At 65.8% G+C, this 18,358-nt stretch carries 21 protein-coding genes; 11 read left to right on the top strand and 10 right to left on the bottom strand.

Annotated elements, in window-relative coordinates; genetic code table 11:
• The first annotated feature begins 87 nt into the window (after positions 1-87).
• Positions 88-876 carry a hypothetical protein gene (locus ASF09_RS13485; protein WP_082444290.1) on the top strand — a complete coding sequence of 263 codons (789 nt, stop codon included), beginning with the start codon at positions 88-90 and terminating at the stop codon, positions 874-876.
• Positions 877-926: 50 nt separating this feature from the next.
• Here ASF09_RS13485 and ASF09_RS20385 read toward each other — a convergent pair whose 3' ends face one another.
• A complete protein-coding gene (locus ASF09_RS20385; protein ID WP_156359364.1) occupies positions 927-1,103 on the bottom strand; it encodes a hypothetical protein in 177 nt (58 codons plus the stop codon).
• Between the two features lie 154 nt (positions 1,104-1,257).
• On the opposite strand from ASF09_RS20385, the gene ASF09_RS13480 reads away from it, so the two are divergent.
• A complete protein-coding gene (locus tag ASF09_RS13480) occupies positions 1,258-2,553 on the top strand; it encodes a glycoside hydrolase family 130 protein (protein WP_060526667.1) in 1,296 nt (431 codons plus the stop codon).
• A gap of 111 nt (positions 2,554-2,664) precedes the next feature.
• Here ASF09_RS13480 and ASF09_RS13475 read toward each other — a convergent pair whose 3' ends face one another.
• Positions 2,665-3,267, bottom strand: a complete 603-nt coding sequence (locus ASF09_RS13475) for an isochorismatase family protein (RefSeq protein WP_060526666.1) — start codon at positions 3,265-3,267, stop codon at positions 2,665-2,667.
• Between the two features lie 81 nt (positions 3,268-3,348).
• On the opposite strand from ASF09_RS13475, the gene pncB reads away from it, so the two are divergent.
• Complete coding sequence (pncB, locus tag ASF09_RS13470) at positions 3,349-4,653, top strand: nicotinate phosphoribosyltransferase (protein WP_060526665.1); 1,305 nt, start codon at positions 3,349-3,351, stop codon at positions 4,651-4,653.
• A 130-nt stretch (positions 4,654-4,783) separates the two neighbouring features.
• Here pncB and ASF09_RS13465 read toward each other — a convergent pair whose 3' ends face one another.
• Together ASF09_RS13465 and epsC are read right to left on the bottom strand one after the other, a co-directional pair.
• Positions 4,784-5,122, bottom strand: a complete 339-nt coding sequence (locus tag ASF09_RS13465; RefSeq protein WP_056051400.1) for a DUF2794 domain-containing protein — start codon at positions 5,120-5,122, stop codon at positions 4,784-4,786.
• Between the two features lie 13 nt (positions 5,123-5,135).
• Complete coding sequence (gene epsC / locus ASF09_RS13460) at positions 5,136-5,828, bottom strand: serine O-acetyltransferase EpsC (protein WP_060526664.1); 693 nt, start codon at positions 5,826-5,828, stop codon at positions 5,136-5,138.
• Between the two features lie 175 nt (positions 5,829-6,003).
• Here epsC and ASF09_RS13455 point away from each other — a divergent pair, with 175 nt between their 5' ends.
• Entirely contained in the window at positions 6,004-6,771 is a 768-nt protein-coding gene (locus ASF09_RS13455; RefSeq protein ID WP_056052944.1) for a sulfite exporter TauE/SafE family protein, read from the top strand.
• A 131-nt stretch (positions 6,772-6,902) separates the two neighbouring features.
• Here ASF09_RS13455 and ASF09_RS13450 read toward each other — a convergent pair whose 3' ends face one another.
• Together ASF09_RS13450 and ASF09_RS13445 are read right to left on the bottom strand one after the other, a co-directional pair.
• Positions 6,903-7,421: a carboxymuconolactone decarboxylase family protein gene (locus tag ASF09_RS13450; RefSeq protein WP_060526663.1), complete on the bottom strand. Its 519-nt coding sequence runs from the start codon at positions 7,419-7,421 to the stop codon at positions 6,903-6,905.
• A gap of 128 nt (positions 7,422-7,549) precedes the next feature.
• Positions 7,550-8,095, bottom strand: a complete 546-nt coding sequence (locus ASF09_RS13445) for a peroxiredoxin (protein WP_060526662.1) — start codon at positions 8,093-8,095, stop codon at positions 7,550-7,552.
• A 147-nt stretch (positions 8,096-8,242) separates the two neighbouring features.
• On the opposite strand from ASF09_RS13445, the gene ASF09_RS13440 reads away from it, so the two are divergent.
• The 3 genes from ASF09_RS13440 (at position 8,243) to ASF09_RS13430 (ending at position 10,818) form a co-directional block, all read left to right on the top strand.
• Positions 8,243-9,145 carry a hydrogen peroxide-inducible genes activator gene (locus tag ASF09_RS13440; RefSeq protein WP_060526661.1) on the top strand — a complete coding sequence of 301 codons (903 nt, stop codon included), beginning with the start codon at positions 8,243-8,245 and terminating at the stop codon, positions 9,143-9,145.
• 237 nt (positions 9,146-9,382) lie between these two features.
• Entirely contained in the window at positions 9,383-10,015 is a 633-nt protein-coding gene (locus ASF09_RS13435) for a fasciclin domain-containing protein (RefSeq protein WP_060526800.1), read from the top strand.
• A gap of 134 nt (positions 10,016-10,149) precedes the next feature.
• Entirely contained in the window at positions 10,150-10,818 is a 669-nt protein-coding gene (locus ASF09_RS13430) for a fasciclin domain-containing protein (protein WP_060526660.1), read from the top strand.
• Between the two features lie 112 nt (positions 10,819-10,930).
• Here the strand turns inward: ASF09_RS13430 and ASF09_RS13425 are convergent, their stop codons facing one another.
• From ASF09_RS13425 to pgsA, 3 genes are read right to left on the bottom strand one after another with little or no spacing between them, the layout of a single operon-like run.
• Complete coding sequence (locus ASF09_RS13425) at positions 10,931-11,380, bottom strand: molybdenum cofactor biosynthesis protein MoaE (protein WP_060526659.1); 450 nt, start codon at positions 11,378-11,380, stop codon at positions 10,931-10,933.
• Entirely contained in the window at positions 11,377-11,634 is a 258-nt protein-coding gene (gene moaD, locus ASF09_RS13420) for a molybdopterin converting factor subunit 1 (RefSeq protein WP_056051410.1), read from the bottom strand. The genes ASF09_RS13425 and moaD overlap by 4 nt, the downstream gene beginning before the upstream one ends.
• A 15-nt stretch (positions 11,635-11,649) precedes the next feature.
• On the bottom strand, positions 11,650-12,201 hold the full coding sequence (gene pgsA / locus ASF09_RS13415; RefSeq protein ID WP_060526658.1) for a CDP-diacylglycerol--glycerol-3-phosphate 3-phosphatidyltransferase: 552 nt from the start codon (positions 12,199-12,201) through the stop codon (positions 11,650-11,652).
• A gap of 115 nt (positions 12,202-12,316) precedes the next feature.
• Here pgsA and ASF09_RS13410 point away from each other — a divergent pair, with 115 nt between their 5' ends.
• Positions 12,317-13,642 (top strand): MFS transporter, encoded by a 1,326-nt coding sequence (locus tag ASF09_RS13410; protein ID WP_060526657.1) that lies wholly within the window; start codon positions 12,317-12,319, stop codon positions 13,640-13,642.
• Positions 13,643-13,746: 104 nt separating this feature from the next.
• Here the strand turns inward: ASF09_RS13410 and ASF09_RS20730 are convergent, their stop codons facing one another.
• A complete protein-coding gene (locus ASF09_RS20730; protein WP_165899569.1) occupies positions 13,747-13,911 on the bottom strand; it encodes a hypothetical protein in 165 nt (54 codons plus the stop codon).
• Positions 13,912-14,106: 195 nt separating this feature from the next.
• Here ASF09_RS20730 and ASF09_RS13405 point away from each other — a divergent pair, with 195 nt between their 5' ends.
• The 3 genes from ASF09_RS13405 (at position 14,107) to ASF09_RS13395 (ending at position 18,319) form a co-directional block, all read left to right on the top strand.
• Positions 14,107-15,225: a DUF47 family protein gene (locus tag ASF09_RS13405; RefSeq protein WP_060526799.1), complete on the top strand. Its 1,119-nt coding sequence runs from the start codon at positions 14,107-14,109 to the stop codon at positions 15,223-15,225.
• A gap of 195 nt (positions 15,226-15,420) precedes the next feature.
• Positions 15,421-16,419 (top strand): inorganic phosphate transporter, encoded by a 999-nt coding sequence (locus ASF09_RS13400; RefSeq protein ID WP_060526656.1) that lies wholly within the window; start codon positions 15,421-15,423, stop codon positions 16,417-16,419.
• 106 nt (positions 16,420-16,525) lie between these two features.
• Positions 16,526-18,319: an autotransporter outer membrane beta-barrel domain-containing protein gene (locus ASF09_RS13395; RefSeq protein WP_060526655.1), complete on the top strand. Its 1,794-nt coding sequence runs from the start codon at positions 16,526-16,528 to the stop codon at positions 18,317-18,319.
• The last annotated feature ends 39 nt before the right edge of the window (positions 18,320-18,358 follow it).

Below are 18,358 nucleotides of genomic sequence, written 5' to 3'. Positions count from 1 at the left end.
TGAGCGATACGTCGGTACCGGCGCGGCCCGACATATCGGGGCAACGTTTCGCGTGCCAACTGGTGGTCACGGTATCGAGGAGGCGTCATGCGCACAGTATTTCTTATCGGCCTGGCCGGCGCGCTGGCGGGGTGCGCTGCCGACCTGCCGAGACCTCGGGGATCGAGCGCGCACGGTGATGCAGCACATCGCCTTGCCGACGCGGGGTCAGACCACGGTCGCGGGCAGTTGTTCGTCAGTCCGATGGGCGAACCGTTCAGGACGTCGCAACACCCCGGCGCGGCGGAGGCGCTCTGGTTCTCGGGTGCCGACGCCGACGGCGATGGTCGTATCACCGAGGCGGAATTCCAGCGCGATGCGATGCGGTTCTTCGCGGTGCTCGATCGCGGGAACGATGGCGAGATCGATCCCGACGACATCGCCTATTACGAAAACGTCCTGGTTCCCGAGATCCGTGTCGCGTCGGGCGGCGGCGGTACTTCACCCGGCGCGCGCGGCCCCGGGGGGCGTGGCGGACGCGGCTCCGGGGGTGGACGGAGGCAGGGCGGCGGCGGCGGCGGCGGCGGCGGCGGTCAGGGGATGCGCATGGGCAGCGACGACGGCAAGAAGACCGATGCCACCGTCCATGAACGGCTTGGTGCCGCGAAGTTCGGGTTCTTCGATTTCCCCGAACCGGTCATCGCGGCCGATCGCAACCTGAACCGCGGCGTCGATCGATCCGAATTCGCGATGGCCGCCGCGACCCGGTTCGCCGCGCTCGACCGCAATCGCGATGGTGCGCTGACCCGCGGCGAATTGCCGAAGGCCGGTGCCGAAACGTGGCGGAACGGGGCGGACCGCCCCGCCCCGCCGCCGCCGGATCGCGATACGCCGTAATCGTGGGACGGCGGCGGATCGAACGCCCCTTTACCAATATCGCGACAGAATCAGCCGAGCACGCCCGAGACGATCCAGCGGCGGCTGACCGCGGATTTGACGATCGCCGCGCCGCAGCGTCGACAGGCGGAGCGCTGGACCGGCTGATCGGCCAGATCGCGGTGGCGTGACCGCGGTGCGTGCAGCCCCAGGGCGCAGTCGCTGGCGTGTGTCGATAGTCCGCGCATGCCGCCCCCGCCCCAAGATCGAACGTCGGTCATGGCGCGCGATGTTTTCCCGCGTATGTCTGTGCGGTGAAGGGTTTGTCATGCGGCGATCCGGGTGCTCCGGCGTTTGCAGTCGATACCGCACCGCGCCGGTCGGCGCACAAGGGAGCCGATCATGGCCGTAACGGACCTCGTCACCTTCTCGAACATCCAGCTGCGCCCCGATCCGTCGCGGACCGTGATCCGCCCGTTCAACGTCGACTATCCCGGTCCGTTCAAGGTCGAGGGCCACCCCCGCGTCGAGCGCGTGATCGACCGCGTGCTGTCGCTGTCGCATGACGAGCTTCATGCCGAACGCAAGCGCGTCACCGCGTCGCTCGACGAGCGCCACCGCGACGTCGACGACCTGCTGCTCCACCGGTTCGGCGAGGTCATGGCGAGGACGCCGGACGCCCGCACCATCACGCGCGACCAGCAGGTGCTGATCGGCGCGTATCTCAGCGAGGAATATTCGTTCGAGGCCGCTGCGCTGTTCAACCCGAGCATGGTGCTGCATCCCGATCAGAGCGGTGCGCCCGACCATGGTCTCCGCTTCATCCTGTCGCTGCGCGGGATCGGCGAGGGTCATGTCTCGTCGGTGACGTTCCGCACGGGGAGCTGGTCGCCGCAGGACGGCTTCTCGGTCGACCCCGCCAGCCGGACCGCGGTGCCGCCGCGGATCGAGCCGTCGGATCAGGGCGCGACCGATGGCGGTCCGACCCGGCTGCAATGCGGCAACAGTCGCGAGCTGTCGGAAACCGTGATCTTCCCGATCCTGCCGAGCCAGCGTCAGGGGATCGAGGATCTGCGGCTCGTCCGGTTCGAGGATGCCGGCGAGGTTCAGTATCTCGGCACCTATACCGCGTTCAGCGGCTCCGAGACGCGCTGCGAGCTGCTGCGCGGCGAGGACTTCAAGACGTTCGAGATGCAGCCGATGCGCGGCGCGGTCGCGGGTACCAAGGGGATGGCGCTGTTCCCGCGGAAGATCGACGGGCGCTTCGCGATGCTCGGGCGGCAGGACAACGAGAATATCTGGTATCTGACCTCGGACGACCTGCTGACCTGGGACGGGGGCACCAGGATCGTCGAGCCGAAATGGCCGTGGGAATTCATCCAGATGGGCAATTGCGGATCGCCGATCGAGCTCGACGAAGGCTGGCTGGTGCTGACTCACGGCGTCGGCAGCGTCCGCAACTACTGCGTCGGCGCGTGCCTGCTCGACAAGGCCGACCCGACCAAGCTGCTCGCGCGGATGACCGATCCGCTGATCGTCCCGAGCCCGAAGGAGCGCGACGGGTATGTACCCAACGTCGTCTATAGTTGCGGCGGGATCGTCCACGACCGGACGCTATTGCTGCCGTTCGGGGTTGCCGACAATTTCGCCTCGTTCGCGACGGTGGATGTGGGGAGGTTGATTGCGGCGATGGCGTGAACGCCGGCAGCGTGAAAGCATGTTCCCCCGCGAAGGCGGGGGTCCAGCCTGGGCTCCCGCCTTCGCGGGAGAACAAGGGGGAAGAGCATCGCTGGACTTGGGGAAGCCGGCTTATGCGAGGACTGGCTCGACAACCAGCCGCGCACCGGCAAACTCCTCTGCGACGACTATATCGATCTGCCGTTCGATCCCGCGCGTGAGCCCTGCCGGCACGGTCACCGCGAAGCCTCGCGCGATCAGTCCGTCGACGGCCCAGCGGACGCAGTAATCCGCCGCGACGCCGATCACCGTGACGTCGGTGACGCCGTTCGCCGCCAACGCGGCGAAGAAATCATCGCGCAGGATCGTCGGCTTGGTCGCATCGCGAGCGTCTTCGATCGCCAGCCCTGGCTCGGCCCACATGTCGAACACGCCCTTCTCGATCCGCCACGCCGGGATCGCCGGGTCGACCAGCGCGACGTCGAGCATGTTGCCCCACCCTCGCGTCCCCCGCACGCAGTGGATCGGGAACATCGCCGCTTCGGGCGAGGCGGCGTAGGTCTCGCGGAAATGCGTATCGAAGGTAAAGAGGACTCCCGCAGTGTCGACGGCGGACAGCGCCGAAAGCCACGCCTGCATCGGCGCGACCAGTGCGTCGGCCCCCGCCACGCTGAGCGCGCCGCCCTCCGCCATGAAATCCCACTGCGTATCCACCACGACCACGAACCGCGCCATCGCCCGTCTCCTTTAGCCGCTGCTTGACACAAACGCGTCTTCTCGGACACCCGCACCGCAACAACGCAGGAGCCCATGCGCATGGCCGTGACCGATATCGCCACCCGGACGTACAATCACAATTTCCGGCTCGATCCGATCGTGCGCAGCCTGCTCGATACCGATTTCTACAAGCTGCTGATGCTGCAGATGATCCGGCAGGTGTATCCCGACGTCAGCGCCACTTTCGCGCTGATCAACCGGACCAAGAACGTGCGGCTCGCGGAGATCGTCGACGAGGCCGAACTGCGCGCGCAGCTCGATCACGCGCGGACGCTGCGGTTCGCGAAGAAGGAGCTGATCTGGCTCGCGGGCAACAGCTTCTACGGGAAGCAGAAGATGTTCGGGCCGGAGTTCCTGGCTTGGCTCGCGGAGTTCCAGTTGCCCGCCTACGATCTGCGGAAAGTCGACGGGCAGTACGAACTGCATTTCGAGGGACCGTGGACTCACACGACGATGTGGGAAATCCCCGCGCTGACGATCATCAACGAGCTGAAGTCGCGCGCAGCCCTGCGTGATCGCGGTCGGTTCGCGCTCGACATTGTCTACGCGCGCGCCAAGGCGAAACTGTGGGAGAAGGTCGAGCGGTTGCGCGAACTGCCCGACCTCGTGCTGTCGGATTTCGGCACGCGTCGGCGGCATGGGTTCCTGTGGCAGCGCTGGTGCGTCGAGGCGCTCAAGGAAGGGCTCGGCGACCGGTTCATCGGTACGTCCAATGTGCTGCTGGCGATGGACGCCGACCTCGAGGCGATCGGGACGAACGCACACGAGCTGCCGATGGTGACCGCCGCGCTCGCCGACAGCGACGCCGAGCTTGCCGAGGCGCCGTACCGAGTGCTCGAGCATTGGCGGCAACATTATAATGGCAATTTGCTGATCGCCCTCCCCGATGCGTTCGGCACCACCGCGTTCCTGCGCAACGCGCCGCACTGGCTGGCGGAATGGACCGGCTTCCGTCCCGACAGCGCGCCGCCGATCGCGGGTGGCGAGCAGATCATCCGCTGGTGGGAGGAACAGGGCGTCGATCCGAAGACCAAGCTGCTGATCTTCTCCGACGGGATGGACATCGACACGATCGAGCAGACGTATCGCCATTTTCATGGGCGGGTGCGGATGAGCTTCGGCTGGGGGACCAACCTGACCAACGATTTCCGCGGCTGCGACCCCGACGGCGCGGCGGCGCTGGAGCCGATATCGCTGGTCTGCAAGGTGATCGAAGCGAATGGCCGGCCGGCGGTGAAGCTGTCGGACAACCCCGCCAAGGCCACCGGCGAGCCCGCGGAGATCGCGCGGTACCTGCGTGTGTTCGGAGAAGCGGACCGCGAGACGGCGCCGGTGCTGGTGTGACTGCTTGTTAACTCCCCTCCCTGGAAGGGAGGGGCCGGGGGTGGGTCGGTTCCGTATCGGGCGACGCTTCGACACGAGCTGGCCTACCCACCCCCAGCCCCTCCCTTTCAGGGAGGGGAGCAGAACTAGGTTAATCCTCGACCAGTTTCATGAAACGCCGCTCGACTGGCGCCAGCACCGGCCCGAGTTCATGCCCGCGCTTCACCACCGCGCCGGCCTCGCCAATTAGCGCCCACATGCCCTGCTTGTTACGCAGCGATGGGCGTTTCTCGATTCTGAACTCCGGCCGTTCGGCGGCACGGCGGAAGGCGGCGAACACCGCGGCGTCCTTGCCGAGATCGATCGCATAGTCGCGCCAGTGGCCTGCCGCGACCATGCGCCCGTAAAGGTCCAGAATCCGGTTCAGTTCTAGGCGCTCGAAGCCGACCTGCGTCGCCTTGGACGGTGTAGGAAAAGGTACGACGCCCATCAGTTATCCACCATCATGCGCGGCCGCGGCGGTCCTCTGGATGCTCGTCGGCGAGCAGCGCGTCGAGCCGCTTGCGCATCGTCTCCAGTTCGCAGCGCATGATCTCCATCTTCTGCGTGGCGGGATCGAACATCTCGCTGCACGGCGTACCGTAGGGCACGAAGCGCGGCACCTCGGGCGCGTTGCCGCCCTCGATCGTGGTCGCGCGCGCGGGGATGCCGACGACCGTTGTGCCCGCGGGCACGTCGCGCGTGACGACTGCGTTGGCGCCGACCCGCGAGCGCTTGCCGAGCGTGATCGGGCCGAGCACCTGCGCGCCCGAGCCGATGATCGCGCCGTCGGAGATGGTCGGGTGGCGCTTGCCCTGCACGCCGTTGTCGGGACTGGTGCCGCCGAGCGTGACGCACTGGTAGATCGTCACGTCGTCGCCGATCTCCGCGGTCTCGCCAATCACGACGAAGCCGTGGTCGATGAAGAAATTGCGGCCGATCGTCGCGCCCGGATGAATGTCGATCGCGGTCGTGAAGCGCGACCAGTGGTTGACGCAGCGCGCGAGGAAATAGAGCTTCGCCTTGTACAGGCGGTGCGCGATGCGGTGATAGCCAAGCGCCCAGACGCCGGGATACAGCATGATTTCAGCACGCGAATGCGGGGCGGGATCGCGGGCGCGGATCGAATCCAGATAGGCCAGTAATCCGCTCGACATCCGCAGTCCCCTTCGCGATTTCCGTATCTAGGGTATCGAACGACCGATTTCCAGAACCGCGCGCATGAGCCGCCTCAGGCCCCCACATCGGACTGCCGGGATCGGGGTAAAGCCTATCTTTGTTGTGGGATAAGCCCGCGCGTTGCACTCTGCGCGCGATATTAAGGGGATGCCGATGTTCGACCTGACGACCTTGAGCTTCGAAACGCTGTTGCCGTTCATCCTGGTCGGGTTCGCCGCGCAGATCGTCGACGGCGCGCTGGGGATGGCGTTCGGGGTTATTTCGAACACGCTGCTGCTGTGGGTCGGCGTACCGCCAGCCGCGGCATCGGCGGGCGTGCATACCGTCGAGACCTTCACGACCGCGGTGTCGGGGATCAGCCATGTGCTGCACAAGAACGTCAACTGGACGCTGTTCCTACGGTTGATGATCCCGGGGGTGATCGGCGGCGTACTGGGTGCGTACGTGCTGTCGAACATCGATGCGAGCACGGCGAAACCGTTCATCCTCGCCTATCTGACGTCGATCGGTGTGTATCTGCTGTACCGCGGGCTTCGTTATCCGCCGAAACAGAAGGAGCCGAAGATCGTCGAGCCGCTCGGGCTGGTCGGCGGGTTCCTCGACGCGGCGGGCGGTGGTGGCTGGGGGCCGGTGGTGACCTCGAACCTGCTGGTGCAGGGCGCATCGCCGCGGACCACGATCGGCACGGTTAATACCGCCGAGTTCTTCCTGACCGCGACGATCTCGGCGACGTTCATTACGCAGCTCGGCTGGGCGGCGTTTACGCAGGCTACCGTGGGGTTGTTGATCGGTGGGGTACTGGCGGCGCCGTTCGGGGCGATGTTGGCGAAGCGCGTGCCGGCGAAGACGTTGATGGTGCTCGTCGGCGTGATCCTGACGATCACGAGCCTGTTCGGACTATACCGCGCGATCTGGCACTAAGTCCTTCCCCCGCCAAACTCGCTCCCGTCATCCTGGCCAACGCCAGGATCCAGAGTATCGGGCGCTACGGTCTTGGCTCTGGATCCTGACTTTCGTCAGGATGACGGAAGCGGTTTGGGAGGGGGATTACTTCACAGCGTCGCGTGAACCGTCGCAACCGCGGCCATAACCGCGCCGATCCGCACCGACGTCTGGATCGCTTCCGCGGTCACGCCGGCCTTCTTCAGAATCTGCTCGTGGCTGTCGATGCACATGCCGCAGCCGTTCATCGCCGACACGGCCAGGCTGAACAGCTCGAAATCGACCTTGTCGATGCCGGGCTGGCCGATCACGTTCATCCGCAGCTTGGCGGGCATGTTGCGGTATTCCTGGTTCCCGGCGAGGTGCGTGAACCGGTAATAGACGTTGTTCATCGCCATTACCGCGGCCGCCGCGCGCGCTGCATTCGCAGCCTCGGGCGAGAGCTTCGGCGCGCATTCGGCTTCTGCGGCTTCGACCAGCGGGTTGTAGCCCGAGCCGTGCGCGCAGGTCAGCAACAGGCCGTATTTGCGCTGATCGGTGAGATGCGTCTCGTTCAGCAGCGAGCCGACGTTGAGGCGGATGTCCTTGGCGTAATCGGGCAGTTGCCCTGCGAATTCCTTGAGCGACATGATAATTCCTTCTGCTTCCCTTCCGCCTGCGGGAGGGGGCGGGGGAGGGACTGGAGACAAAAAGAGAGGGCGGCCCGTGTGGACACGCCCTCCCCCAACCCCTCCCGCAAGCGGGAGGGGAGTTTCAGTTACGCAGCGAGCTGGAGGACGTCGTCGCCCTTGTTCCAGTTGCAGGGGCAGAGCTCGTCGGTCTGTAGCGCGTCGAGCACGCGGAGCGTCTCGGCGGGGTTGCGGCCGACGTTCAGGCCGTTGACCTGGACCGCCTGAATGACGTTGTCCGGATCGATGATGAAGGTCGCACGGAACGCGACATGCTCGTTCTTGTCGACGATACCCAGCGCGTCGGCGAGCTTCGCGCCGTTATCTGCCAGCCATGGGAAGTCTGCTGCGGCAAGGTCCGCGTCCGACTTGCGCCAGGCGAGGTGGACGTGCGCGGTGTCGGTCGACGCGCCGATCAGCACGGCGTCGCGGTCCTCGAAATCGCCGCGGATGTCGCTGTAGCCGACGATCTCGGTCGGGCACACGAACGTGAAGTCCTTCGGCCAGTAGAACAGCACCTTCCACTTGCCGGGGTAGGCGGTCGTCAGGTCGAGCGTCTCGCCGGCGGGCAGCGCTGCAATGCCCTGCTGGACGGGAATGGTCATCGATGGGAACTGGTCGCCGATGGTCAACATGATGGAAGCCTCCTGGAATTAAACTTGGCTCCAGGCATCCTCAAAGGCGGCGGTGAACCCGCTCGGTTGTTGTGCAATGCGGTATATGGGGCTGGTGTAATCGATCCAACGCTCTATTTATCATCTGATGATCGACAGAGGCGATTAATGGCTGCGACTTATCTACCTACGTTGAAACAGTTGCAATATTTGGTTGCGCTGAAGGACCACGGCCATTTCGGACGCGCCGCGGAGGCGTGTTTCGTGACGCAATCGACGCTGTCGGCGGGCCTGCGCGAGCTGGAAACGCTGATCGGCGTGGTGCTGGTCGAGCGGACCCGGCGAGTTGTGCGGTTCACGCCGCTGGGCGACGGGATCGCCGACAAGGCGCGGCGCGTGCTGCGTGAGGCGGAGGAACTGGGCGACATGGCGCGCGCCGCCGGCCAGCCGCTGTCGGGCGACATGCGGATGAGCGTCATCCCGACGATCGCGCCGTTCATGCTGCCGAGGATCCTGCCGCGGTTGCGCAAGGATTATCCGGATCTGAAGCTGTTCCTGCGCGAGGAACCGAGCGGTCCGGCGTGCGAGGGGTTGCACAACGGCCGGACCGACTGCGTGCTCCTCGCGCTCCCCTATGCGTGCGGCGAGGTGACGTCGGAGACGCTGTTCGAGGATCGGCTGTTCGTCGCCTATCCGTCGGGCGAAGAGCCGACCGCGCTGCCCGCAATCCCGGCATCGGCGATCGACGAGACGCGGCTGCTGCTGCTCGAGGATGGGCATTGCCTGAAGGATCATGCGCTCGGCGCGTGCAACCGGCCGGAGTTGCGTGCGGAGGCGACGATGCTCGGCACGTCGCTGCACACGATCGTGCAGATGGTCGATAATGGACTCGGGATTACGATGCTGCCGGAGATGGCGCTGAAGGCGGGGATCCTCGACAACACCAACATCACCGCACGCCCGCTCGACGAGATCAATGCGGTGCGGAAGATCGCGCTGGTATGGCGGCGGGCGAGCCCGCGCGAGAAGGACTTCCGGTTGATGGCGAAGGCGCTGGCCGACGTTCAGTAAGCTCACACTTCTGCCCCCATCTCTGAAAGGGAGGGGTCGGGGGTGGGTCGGCCAGCTTGGGTTGCTGACGGTCCACGATGCGGAAGCCGACCCACCCCCTGCCCCTCCCTTTCAGGGATGGGAGACCGTCGCGCTTCCGACTTGCTCGGTCTTCACCTCGACCCGAGATCGACACGCTTGCGCAACCAACTCGGCGTTCGATCGTATGTTTCGCGAGTTCCCGCTGGAGACCCGATGATGTCGAAGACGCTTCCGCTACTGCTGATCACGAGTGCGCTGGCGCTTGCGGCGTGCAGTGGCAAATCGAAGGACGACGTCGCCAGTGCGTCGACCACGCCGCTCAATCCCGCGCTCGCCGTCCCGAACGGGCCGCCCGCGGTGGCCAATCCGACCGTCGGCGGCGTGCCGATGATGGCGACGCAGACGATCGTCGATAACGCGTCTGCGGCGCCCAATCTCTCGACGCTGGTGGCCGCGGTGAAGGCCGCGGGTCTGGTGCCCACCCTGTCGGGGCCGGGGCCGTTCACGGTCTTCGCACCGACCAACGACGCGTTCGGGCGGCTTGCCCCCGGCATGGTCGACACGTTGTTGAAGCCCGAGAACAAGGCGTCGCTGACCAAGGTGCTGACCTATCACGTCGTGCCCGGCGTGGTGACCGCCGACGATCTGCGCCGCCGCATCACGGCAGGTGGCGGCACGGCGACGCTGACCACGGTCGAGGGCGATCCGATCACGGCTACACTGGTCGGCGCGGTCATCACGCTTACCGACGTCAACGGCAACAAGAGCTATGTCGAGACTGCCGACGTCCGCCAGTCCAATGGCATCGTTCATGTCGTCAACGGCGTGATCGTGCCCAAGCTGAGTTGATCTGAGTGCAATTAGGCTCAATTCATCGCGCCGATGCTACGGCTTGCCGGCAAAATCATTGAGTCCGACCGATATCTACCCAAGTTTTTCCGTTCGAGTTTCATACGTCCCTTCCACAATCTCTGGAGTTGCAGATGACTGTTAAGACCAACCTGATGATCGCAGCCGCATCGAGCCTGCTCCTTGCTACCGGCGCGACGGCACAGACCACCGCACCTGCTGCGCAGCGGACGGGCGCGCCCACGACGGCTGCTCCGGCGGCAGCGGCTCCGGGCGCGACGACCGCAGCGCCGCAGGCTGCCGGTGCGCCCGCCGCGTCGACGGCCGCCGCGTCGACGGCCGCCGCGACCACGACGATCGCGGCCGCTCTGCCGACGCTGCCGAACCGCGCGACGCTGACCAAGCTGGTCACCGCAGCAAAGTTGCAGACGACGCTCGCAGGCCCCGGCCCGTACACGCTGTTCGCGCCGAGCGACGAAGCGTTCACGCGTCTGCCCGCCGGTGCGCTCGACACGCTGCTGAAGCCTGAGTCGGTGCCGACGCTGGCGACGATCATCAAGTATCACGTCGTCGCCGGTGCGCTGACGTCGGAGCAGCTGAAGGCGCAGATCACCGCGGGCGGTGGCAAGGCCACGCTGACCACGCTCGCCGGCCAGCCGCTGATCGCGTCGCTTGAGGCGAACGGCAATATCGCGCTGACCGATACCGCCGGGATCAAGTCGTTCGTCGATACCGCGGACATCAAGGAGACGAACGGCGTCGTTCATCTCACCAACGGCATGAGCGTTCCGAAGCTCGGCTGATTTGAGTGCGGGCCGCGGTCTCATCGGAGAGCGCGGCCTGCACTAATTTGTTTTCTTTCGAAGGCGGGGATCCAGTCTGGGTTCCCGCTTTCGCGGGAGAACAATCTTCGCGCTAGCTGCTAGGCGTATTCCAGCGGGAGGCAGCGGCGTGATCGTGATCGCGCGCCTCCACCCAGCTAGCTTCAACTCCCCGCGTTTCGCGCTTCCAGAATGGCGCGTCGGTCTTCAGCCGGTCGATCAGATACGCGCAGGCCTCCAGCGCCGCGCCGCGATGTGCCGCCGTCGCCGCGACGAACACGATCCGCTCGCCCGGATGCATCGGCCCAACGCGGTGCACGATGATAGCGGCACGCAGCGACCAACGCTCGATCGCGCCCTCGGCGACCTTGAGCAACGCTGCCTCGGTCGCGCCGGGATAATGTTCGAGCTCAAGCGTTCCCACACCGTCGTCCGCACGCACCAACCCGGTGAACGTCGCCACCGCGCCGGCGCCAGCCGCCTCCGCACGCGTCATCTCGGCGGCGATATCGATCGGCGATTGCTGGACCGAGATATGGATCATCCGCCCGTCACCGGCGGGAATATCGCGATTTCCTGTGCGCGACCGATCGGCGTATCGAGCGGCACGAAGTCCTGATCGATCGCCGCGCGTAGTCGCGATCGGTTTTCGAACGCGCCCGCATGGGCCGCGCTCGTCTCCGCCAGCCAGTCGACCAGATCGGCAACCGTCACGACGCTCGTCGGCGGCTCGATCGACTCTTCACCCGTGCCGATACGCTCGCGCACCCAGGCGAAATACACCATCCGTATCGTCATGCCCGTAATGCCTATTCAGTCCATGTGCTTCAGGCCGACGCGGAGATAATCCCATCCGGTCATCAGCGTAAGGACGGCCGCGCCCCACAGCGCGACGATGCCGACGGTGTGGACCCAGGCCATGTCGGGCACCGCGCCGCCGAGGATGATGCCGCCGAGCGATACGAGCTGCAACGTCGTCTTCCATTTCGCCAGCTGCGAAACCGGTACGGACACCTGCACCTGCGCCAGGAATTCGCGGAGCCCCGACACCGCGATCTCGCGCAGCAGGATCACCAGCGCCGCAATGACGTGGACGCCCGGAATATCGCGCGTCCCGACCAGGATCAGGATCACCGCCGCGACCATGATCTTGTCCGCGATCGGATCGAGGAATATCCCCAGCCGCGACACCGCGCCGCTCGACCGCGCGAGATAGCCGTCGAAATAATCGGTAATACCCATCAGGCAATACAGCACGAAGGCGATGCCGTACCCCGCCTCCCAGTCGGGCCACCACAGGAACCAGACCAGCAGGGGCACCGCGACGATCCGCGACAATGTCAGGAGGTTAGGCAAGCTCAACACCCACCACCCCTATACCGGTCGGTCGCGCGGCGAAACCGGTTTAAGCGTTGGCGCGCGGATGACGCTCGGCTAAGGGTTGGACATATTACCGCAACGATCAGGGCTATTTCCCGTCATGCTCAATGCCCTTGGGTTGCTGAAGCAACGTCGCTTCCTCCCGCTGTTCACGACCCAGTTTCTCGGCGCGTTCAACGACAATCTGTTCAAGACCTCGATGGTCCTGTTCGCGACCTATGCGGTCTTCAACGACCCGAAGATGGAGGCCAATTTCAACGCGCTGGCGACGGGACTCGGCATCCTGCCGTTCTTCCTGTTGTCCGCGCTCGCCGGACAATTGGCGGACAGCCACGACAAGGCGCGGATCATCCGGATCGTGAAGACGGTCGAGATCGGCATCATGCTGCTTGGCGCGACCGGCCTGATGGTCGCGCGCGCAGGGCATCCGTCGCTGGGGATCGGGCTCATGCTCGGCGCAGTCCTGTGCCTCGGCGTGCATTCGACGTTCTTCGGCCCGATCAAATACGCGATCCTGCCGCAGCATCTGAAACCGTGTGATGTGCTCGGTGGCACCGGGCTGGTCGAGGCCGGGACGTATCTCGCGATCCTGCTGGGCACCGTGACCGCAGGCTGGATTCCGATCGAGGGCGCCGCTGCCAGCGTGCTGGTCGTCGCCGCGATCGGCTGGTTCGCCGGACGCCAGGTGCCGCCGGCGCCACGCGAAGGCCCACCGCTGAAGCTCGACTACAACCCGTTCACGGCGTCGTGGCGACTGATCAACGCGACGCTGCACATCCCGCGGCTGTTCTTGGCGATCATCGCGATCAGCTTCTTCTGGACGATCGGCGCCGTGCTGATCATCGTCTTCCCGCCGCTGGTGAAGAACGTGCTGACCGCCGACGAGCGAGTCGCCAGCTTCGTAATCGCGGTGTTCTCGGTCGGTGTGGCGATCGGTTCGGTGGTAATCAACACGATGTTGCGCGGGCGTATCTCGGCGAAGTTCTCGCCCGCATCGGTGATCGCGATGGGCGGATTCGTCTTACTGTTCTCGTTCCTGGTGCGGACCTGGACGCCGGCGCCACCGGGGCACTTCTACGACTGGGCCGGCTTCATCCATCAGCCGGGTGCGATTCCCGTGCTAGCGACTCTGCTCGCGATCGCGATCACCGGCGGGATGTTCGTGGTGCCGCTCTACGCGTTCCTGACGACGACCGTCGAGAAGGACCAGACCGCGCGGACCGTGGCGGCGAACAACGTCGTCAACTCGGGCGCGATGACGGTCGGTTCGATCCTCGTCATCGGCATCACCGCGATGGGCGTGACGCCCGAGGACATGCTGTTCCTGGTGGCGGCGATGTGCCTCGTCTCGGCATGGCTCGCACAGAAGCTGCACCGGGCCTGCGACGACGACGCGATCGGGTGTTTGCCGACGCTGAAGGGGTAGCCTCACACCTGAACCCGTTCGCGCTGAGCGAAGTCGAAGGGGGAGTGCCAAAAGCAGGTGCTTCGACTCCGCTCAGCACGAACGTAAAAAGGGGTGCGTAGGCCTCAGAAAATGAAGCTGTAGAAGCACGTGAAGAACGCCGCGAAACTCAGCAGGAAAAGCTTCACGTCGTGATCGTCGTTCTTCGCGCTGGCGACTACCGGCGGCGGCAACGATCGGCGCAGCGGATGGCGGGCGGCTTCGTTGGTGAGGACTAGGCGTCTGGTCATGATGAAAACGTTAACGTCGCGTTTACCAATTCGACCAGTGGCAAAAGTGGTTAAGCTGGCGGCGTCCGGCAATGGGACAGAAATGGGCCCCGGCTAACCGCCCATAAAGCCAGCGCCGATCCGCTATCCTTGCGTAAAAACCGCGTATAAGCTCCAGTCTTTCCCCGTGATTCCGCGGGCGTGAGGACCCGGACCATCGAACAGATCGGCGCGCTTCCCTATGTGATCGACGAAGCCGGGCATGCGCGCGTGATGCTGATCACGTCGCGCGATACCGGCCGCTGGGTGATTCCCAAGGGCAATCCCATCACGGGGCTCGCCAGCCACGAGGCCGCGGCGCAGGAAGCCTATGAGGAAGCCGGCATTCGCGGTATCCCATGCCCCTCTCCTGTCGGGCAATTCGCGTACCGCAAGCGCCGCCGCACCGGCCGCTACCGCGACATGATCGTCACCGTGTTTCCGCTCGCGTTCGTCGAGCAGGTCGAGGACTGGCCCGAACGTCATCAGCGCGACACACGCTGGTTTACGCTTGATCGTGCGGCGGAGGCTGTCAATGAGCCCGGCCTGAAGGCGCTGATCGCTGCTTTCCGTGAGCCGCCGATCCCGGCATCGCTCGCGCAACGTATCTTACCCGTCGTGCGCACGAGCGCGAAAAGGAGAATTCCGATGCTGGGCTGGTTCCAGTCGCTGATGCCGAAGCAGGGGCGGTTCTTCGAACTGTTCGACGCGCATGCCGCGACTCTGGTCGCCGGCGCCGATGCGCTTGCACGGCTGCTCCACGGCGAAGGCTCGATCGAGGGTCAGATCGCCGAGATCGTCAAGCGCGAGCACGAGGCCGACGATATCACCCGGGAGGTCCTCCAGGACGTCCGCCGCGTGTTCGTAACGCCGTTCGACCGCAGCGCGATCACCGATCTGATCGGCGTGATGGACGACGCGATCGACCAGATGAACGGCACCGCGAACGCGATCGCGCTGTATGAGGTCACCGAATTCTCGCCGCAGATGCGCGACATGGCGGGCATCATCGTCGAGGCCGCACGGATCACCGCGGAAGCGATCCCGCTGCTGCGGTCGCTCGGCACCAACGCAGGCCGGTTGCACGACCTTACCGCGCGACTGATCCAGATCGAGGGTCATGCCGACGACATCCACGACACCGGCCTTCGCGCGCTGTTCCAGGCCTCGAAGATCAGTGCGGACCCGATGACCTTCATCATCAACCGCGAGATCTACAGCAGCCTGGAAAAGATCGTCGACCGCTTCGAAGACGTCGCGAACGAGATCCAGGGGCTGGTCATCGACCATGCTTGAGGTGTCGTACGAGTCGCGACGCTCCAACGAAACGCCACCCCGGCGAAGGCCGGGGCCCAGTTGGGGGACGGCAATAACGGAGGAAGGTGCGCTGTTACTGCGACCTCTCCAACTGGGCCCCGGCCTTCGCCGGGGTGGTGAAGTGGTTGGGAGAGCGGCGGTGCACCTTAACCGCGTAACCGCGGGCGGCCGCGCATGATCCTCTCCCTCCCGCTCCTCATCGGCCTGATCGGCATCGCGCTGCTGTTCGACTTCCTGAACGGCCTTCACGACGCAGCGAACTCGATCGCCACCGTCGTCTCCACGCGCGTGCTGAAACCCCAATACGCCGTGCTCTGGGCCGCGTTCTTCAACTTCATCGCGTTCGCGGTGTTCGGCCTCCACGTCGCGCAGACCGTCGGCACCGGCATCGTCCAGGCGCACGTCATCGATGCGCAGGTGATCTTCGCCGCGCTGATGGGCGCGATCGCGTGGAACGTCATCACCTGGGTGCTCGGCATCCCGTCGAGCAGCAGCCACGCGCTGATCGGCGGGCTGCTCGGCGCGGGGATCGCCAAGGTCGGCTTCGGCGCGATCGTCTGGAAGGGCGTGATCGCCACCGTTCTGGCGATCTTCGCGTCGCCCGCGATCGGCCTGGGGCTCGCGCTGGTCTTGGTCCTGATCGTCGCGTGGACCAGTCTCAAGCTCACTCCGCTCGGCGTCGACAAGCGTTTCCGCAAACTCCAGTTGATCTCGGCCGCGCTCTATTCGCTCGGCCACGGCGGCAACGACGCGCAGAAGACGATGGGGATCATTGCGGTGCTGCTCTATTCGCAGGGCCTGCTCGGCGGCGAATTCCACGTGCCGCTCTGGGTCGTGCTGTCCTGCCAGGCCGCGATGGCGCTCGGCACGCTGTCGGGTGGCTGGCGGATCGTCCACACGATGGGCTCGAAGATCACGCGGCTGACGCCTGCGCAGGGCTTCTGCGCGGAGACCGGCGGCGCGATCACATTGTTCGCCGCGACCTATCTCGGCATCCCGGTCTCGTCCACGCACACCATCACCGGCTCGATCGTCGGCGTCGGCGCCGCACGGAGGCTCTCCGCGGTCCGCTGGAACGTCGCCAGCAACATCGTCGTCGCCTGGACGCTCACGCTGCCCGCCGCCGCGCTGATCGGCGCGGCGACCTATTGGCTGGTCGGGCTGTTCGTCTAAACGGCCCCCTACCCCAAACGACCCTCTATTGACGCGGACGTAAACGGCTCCGACAATCCCGGCAGAGCGAAGGACAACGATCCTTCGCCGCCAGGGAGAGGGTATCATGAAGACGACCTACACGGCGTTGCTGCTCGGGACCGTGCTGAGCGTCGCGAGTCCGGGCCACGCACAGACCGCCGGCCCGGCCAGTGTCGCGACGACCGAGACCTATAACCGCATGGTCGTGTTCGGTGACAGCCTCGCCGACGGCGGCTATTACCTGACGCTGGACCCCAGGCTGCCGCGCGATGCGGGCAGCTTCACGACCAACCCCGACCCGGTTGCGCCCGAGGTCCTCGCGGCGCGACTCGGGCTGTCGCTCGACCCGGTCTATGGCAAGGGCGGCACCAACTATGCGATCGGCGGCGCGCGCGTGACCGCCGCGAACGCGCTATCGATCCCGGTCGCGACCCAGATCAGCAATTTCCTCGCCGCCGGCGGCACGTTCGGTCCGCGCGATCTCGTCTACATCCAGGGCGGCGGAAACGACTATTTCGCGTTTCAGGCGGCGGGAAGCACCAACACCGCGATCCTGACCACTGCGGCGACCCAGCTCGCAGCCCAAGTCAGCCGGCTCCAGACGGCGGGTGCCACGCGGATCGTCACGCTCGCGGTTCAGACCGGCGGCGCGGCCGGGCTCCAGCTGTTCAACCGGACCTATGCTGCGGCATTGGCGGCGGCGAACGTCAACGCGCTGTACTTCGACACCGACCGACTGTTCGGCGAACTCGTCGCCAGCCCCGCGACCTATGGCTACACCAACATCACCGGCGTTGCCTGCACCGTCCCCTCGTCGCTCGCCTGCACGCGCGCGACGCTCGTGTCGCCGAACGCCAACGAGACGTATATCCAAGCGGACAGCGTCCACCCGGCCGGCATCACGCAACGTATCCAGGGGCAGGCGCTGGCGAGCCTCGTCCAGGCGCCCGACCAGATCGCCGGCCTCGGTTATGCGGCGCAGGCGATGCTCCGCGGACAACGCGACCTGTTCGAGGCCGCCGAGCGTGGCGGCGCGCAACGCGACGGACACGCGCTGTCGGTGTTCGGCAGCGCCGGCTATCATTATTACTCGAGCGGCACCTCCGCCCAGCGCGTCGGCATCACCGAGCGAGGCTTCAGCGGCACTGCCGGCGCCGACCTCGCGATCGGCGATGCATCGGGAGTCGGTCTCGCGGGCGGCTATTCGGACGGCACCGGCGACTTCAAGACCGGCGCTGGCAGCTACAAGCCCCGCGCCTGGTCGGTCAGCGGCTACGCGCGCGGTGACCTCGGCGCGGTCCGCCTGCTTGCGGACGGGACCTATGGCGAGATCGATTACCGCCACATTCGGCGCACCGTCCAGCTCGGCCCGGCGATCCGATCGCATGAGGGCGAGACCGACGGCACCTACGTCGCCGGGCGAGTGACTGCCGCGGTCGACCTCGTCAAGTTCGGCGGGCTCACCTTCGGCCCAGACCTCGCGGCGCAGTATGACCGTGTTCGCATCGCCGGCTATGCGGAAGCCGGCGGGCTCTCGACGGCGGCGAGCTTCGGCAAACAGGAGATCCAAAGCCTGACGGGCCGCTTCGGCGCAGTCCTTCGCACCGTTCCCGGAGAACCGGTGCGATTCTTCGCACGCGCCGGGTACGAGCGCGAATTCGACGACGATCCCCGCACGCTGACGATGACGCCAACGGGCGCCCCGATCAGCTTCACGAGCACGGTCGAACGCGCCGATCGCAGCTATATGAGCTATGCGATGGGGGTGGACGGCAATGTCGCGGGACAATTGTCGCTCCGCGCCGGTGTCGCCGGCTATGCGCTGCGCGACGACCGCAACAGCGTTTCGGCGTTCGCAGGGTTATCCGCTGCATTCTAGACGTGCGGCATTCGTCTCGGGGTGTGGCGATGCCGCATC

The sequence above is a fragment of the Sphingomonas sp. Leaf242 genome (assembly GCF_001422045.1).
Classification (GTDB): Bacteria; Pseudomonadota; Alphaproteobacteria; order Sphingomonadales; family Sphingomonadaceae; genus Sphingomonas.
Note: the sequence above shows the minus strand (reverse complement) of the source record. Positions and strands in the feature narration are given on the sequence as shown.

Excerpts from the sequence above, each read along its gene's own strand:
- ASF09_RS13485 (WP_082444290.1), top strand. The coding sequence starts at position 88 with ATGCGCACAGTATTTCTTATCGGCCTGGCCGGCGCGCTGGCGGGGTGC.
- ASF09_RS20385 (WP_156359364.1), bottom strand. The coding sequence starts at position 1,103 with ATGCGCGGACTATCGACACACGCCAGCGACTGCGCCCTGGGGCTGCAC.
- ASF09_RS13480 (WP_060526667.1), top strand. The coding sequence starts at position 1,258 with ATGGCCGTAACGGACCTCGTCACCTTCTCGAACATCCAGCTGCGCCCC.
- ASF09_RS13475 (WP_060526666.1), bottom strand. The coding sequence starts at position 3,267 with ATGGCGCGGTTCGTGGTCGTGGTGGATACGCAGTGGGATTTCATGGCG.
- pncB (WP_060526665.1), top strand. The coding sequence starts at position 3,349 with ATGGCCGTGACCGATATCGCCACCCGGACGTACAATCACAATTTCCGG.
- ASF09_RS13465 (WP_056051400.1), bottom strand. The coding sequence starts at position 5,122 with ATGGGCGTCGTACCTTTTCCTACACCGTCCAAGGCGACGCAGGTCGGC.
- epsC (WP_060526664.1), bottom strand. The coding sequence starts at position 5,828 with ATGTCGAGCGGATTACTGGCCTATCTGGATTCGATCCGCGCCCGCGAT.
- ASF09_RS13455 (WP_056052944.1), top strand. The coding sequence starts at position 6,004 with ATGTTCGACCTGACGACCTTGAGCTTCGAAACGCTGTTGCCGTTCATC.
- ASF09_RS13450 (WP_060526663.1), bottom strand. The coding sequence starts at position 7,421 with ATGTCGCTCAAGGAATTCGCAGGGCAACTGCCCGATTACGCCAAGGAC.
- ASF09_RS13445 (WP_060526662.1), bottom strand. The coding sequence starts at position 8,095 with ATGTTGACCATCGGCGACCAGTTCCCATCGATGACCATTCCCGTCCAG.
- ASF09_RS13440 (WP_060526661.1), top strand. The coding sequence starts at position 8,243 with ATGGCTGCGACTTATCTACCTACGTTGAAACAGTTGCAATATTTGGTT.
- ASF09_RS13435 (WP_060526800.1), top strand. The coding sequence starts at position 9,383 with ATGTCGAAGACGCTTCCGCTACTGCTGATCACGAGTGCGCTGGCGCTT.
- ASF09_RS13430 (WP_060526660.1), top strand. The coding sequence starts at position 10,150 with ATGACTGTTAAGACCAACCTGATGATCGCAGCCGCATCGAGCCTGCTC.
- ASF09_RS13425 (WP_060526659.1), bottom strand. The coding sequence starts at position 11,380 with ATGATCCATATCTCGGTCCAGCAATCGCCGATCGATATCGCCGCCGAG.
- moaD (WP_056051410.1), bottom strand. The coding sequence starts at position 11,634 with ATGACGATACGGATGGTGTATTTCGCCTGGGTGCGCGAGCGTATCGGC.
- ASF09_RS13410 (WP_060526657.1), top strand. The coding sequence starts at position 12,317 with ATGCTCAATGCCCTTGGGTTGCTGAAGCAACGTCGCTTCCTCCCGCTG.
- ASF09_RS20730 (WP_165899569.1), bottom strand. The coding sequence starts at position 13,911 with ATGACCAGACGCCTAGTCCTCACCAACGAAGCCGCCCGCCATCCGCTG.
- ASF09_RS13400 (WP_060526656.1), top strand. The coding sequence starts at position 15,421 with ATGATCCTCTCCCTCCCGCTCCTCATCGGCCTGATCGGCATCGCGCTG.
- ASF09_RS13395 (WP_060526655.1), top strand. The coding sequence starts at position 16,526 with ATGAAGACGACCTACACGGCGTTGCTGCTCGGGACCGTGCTGAGCGTC.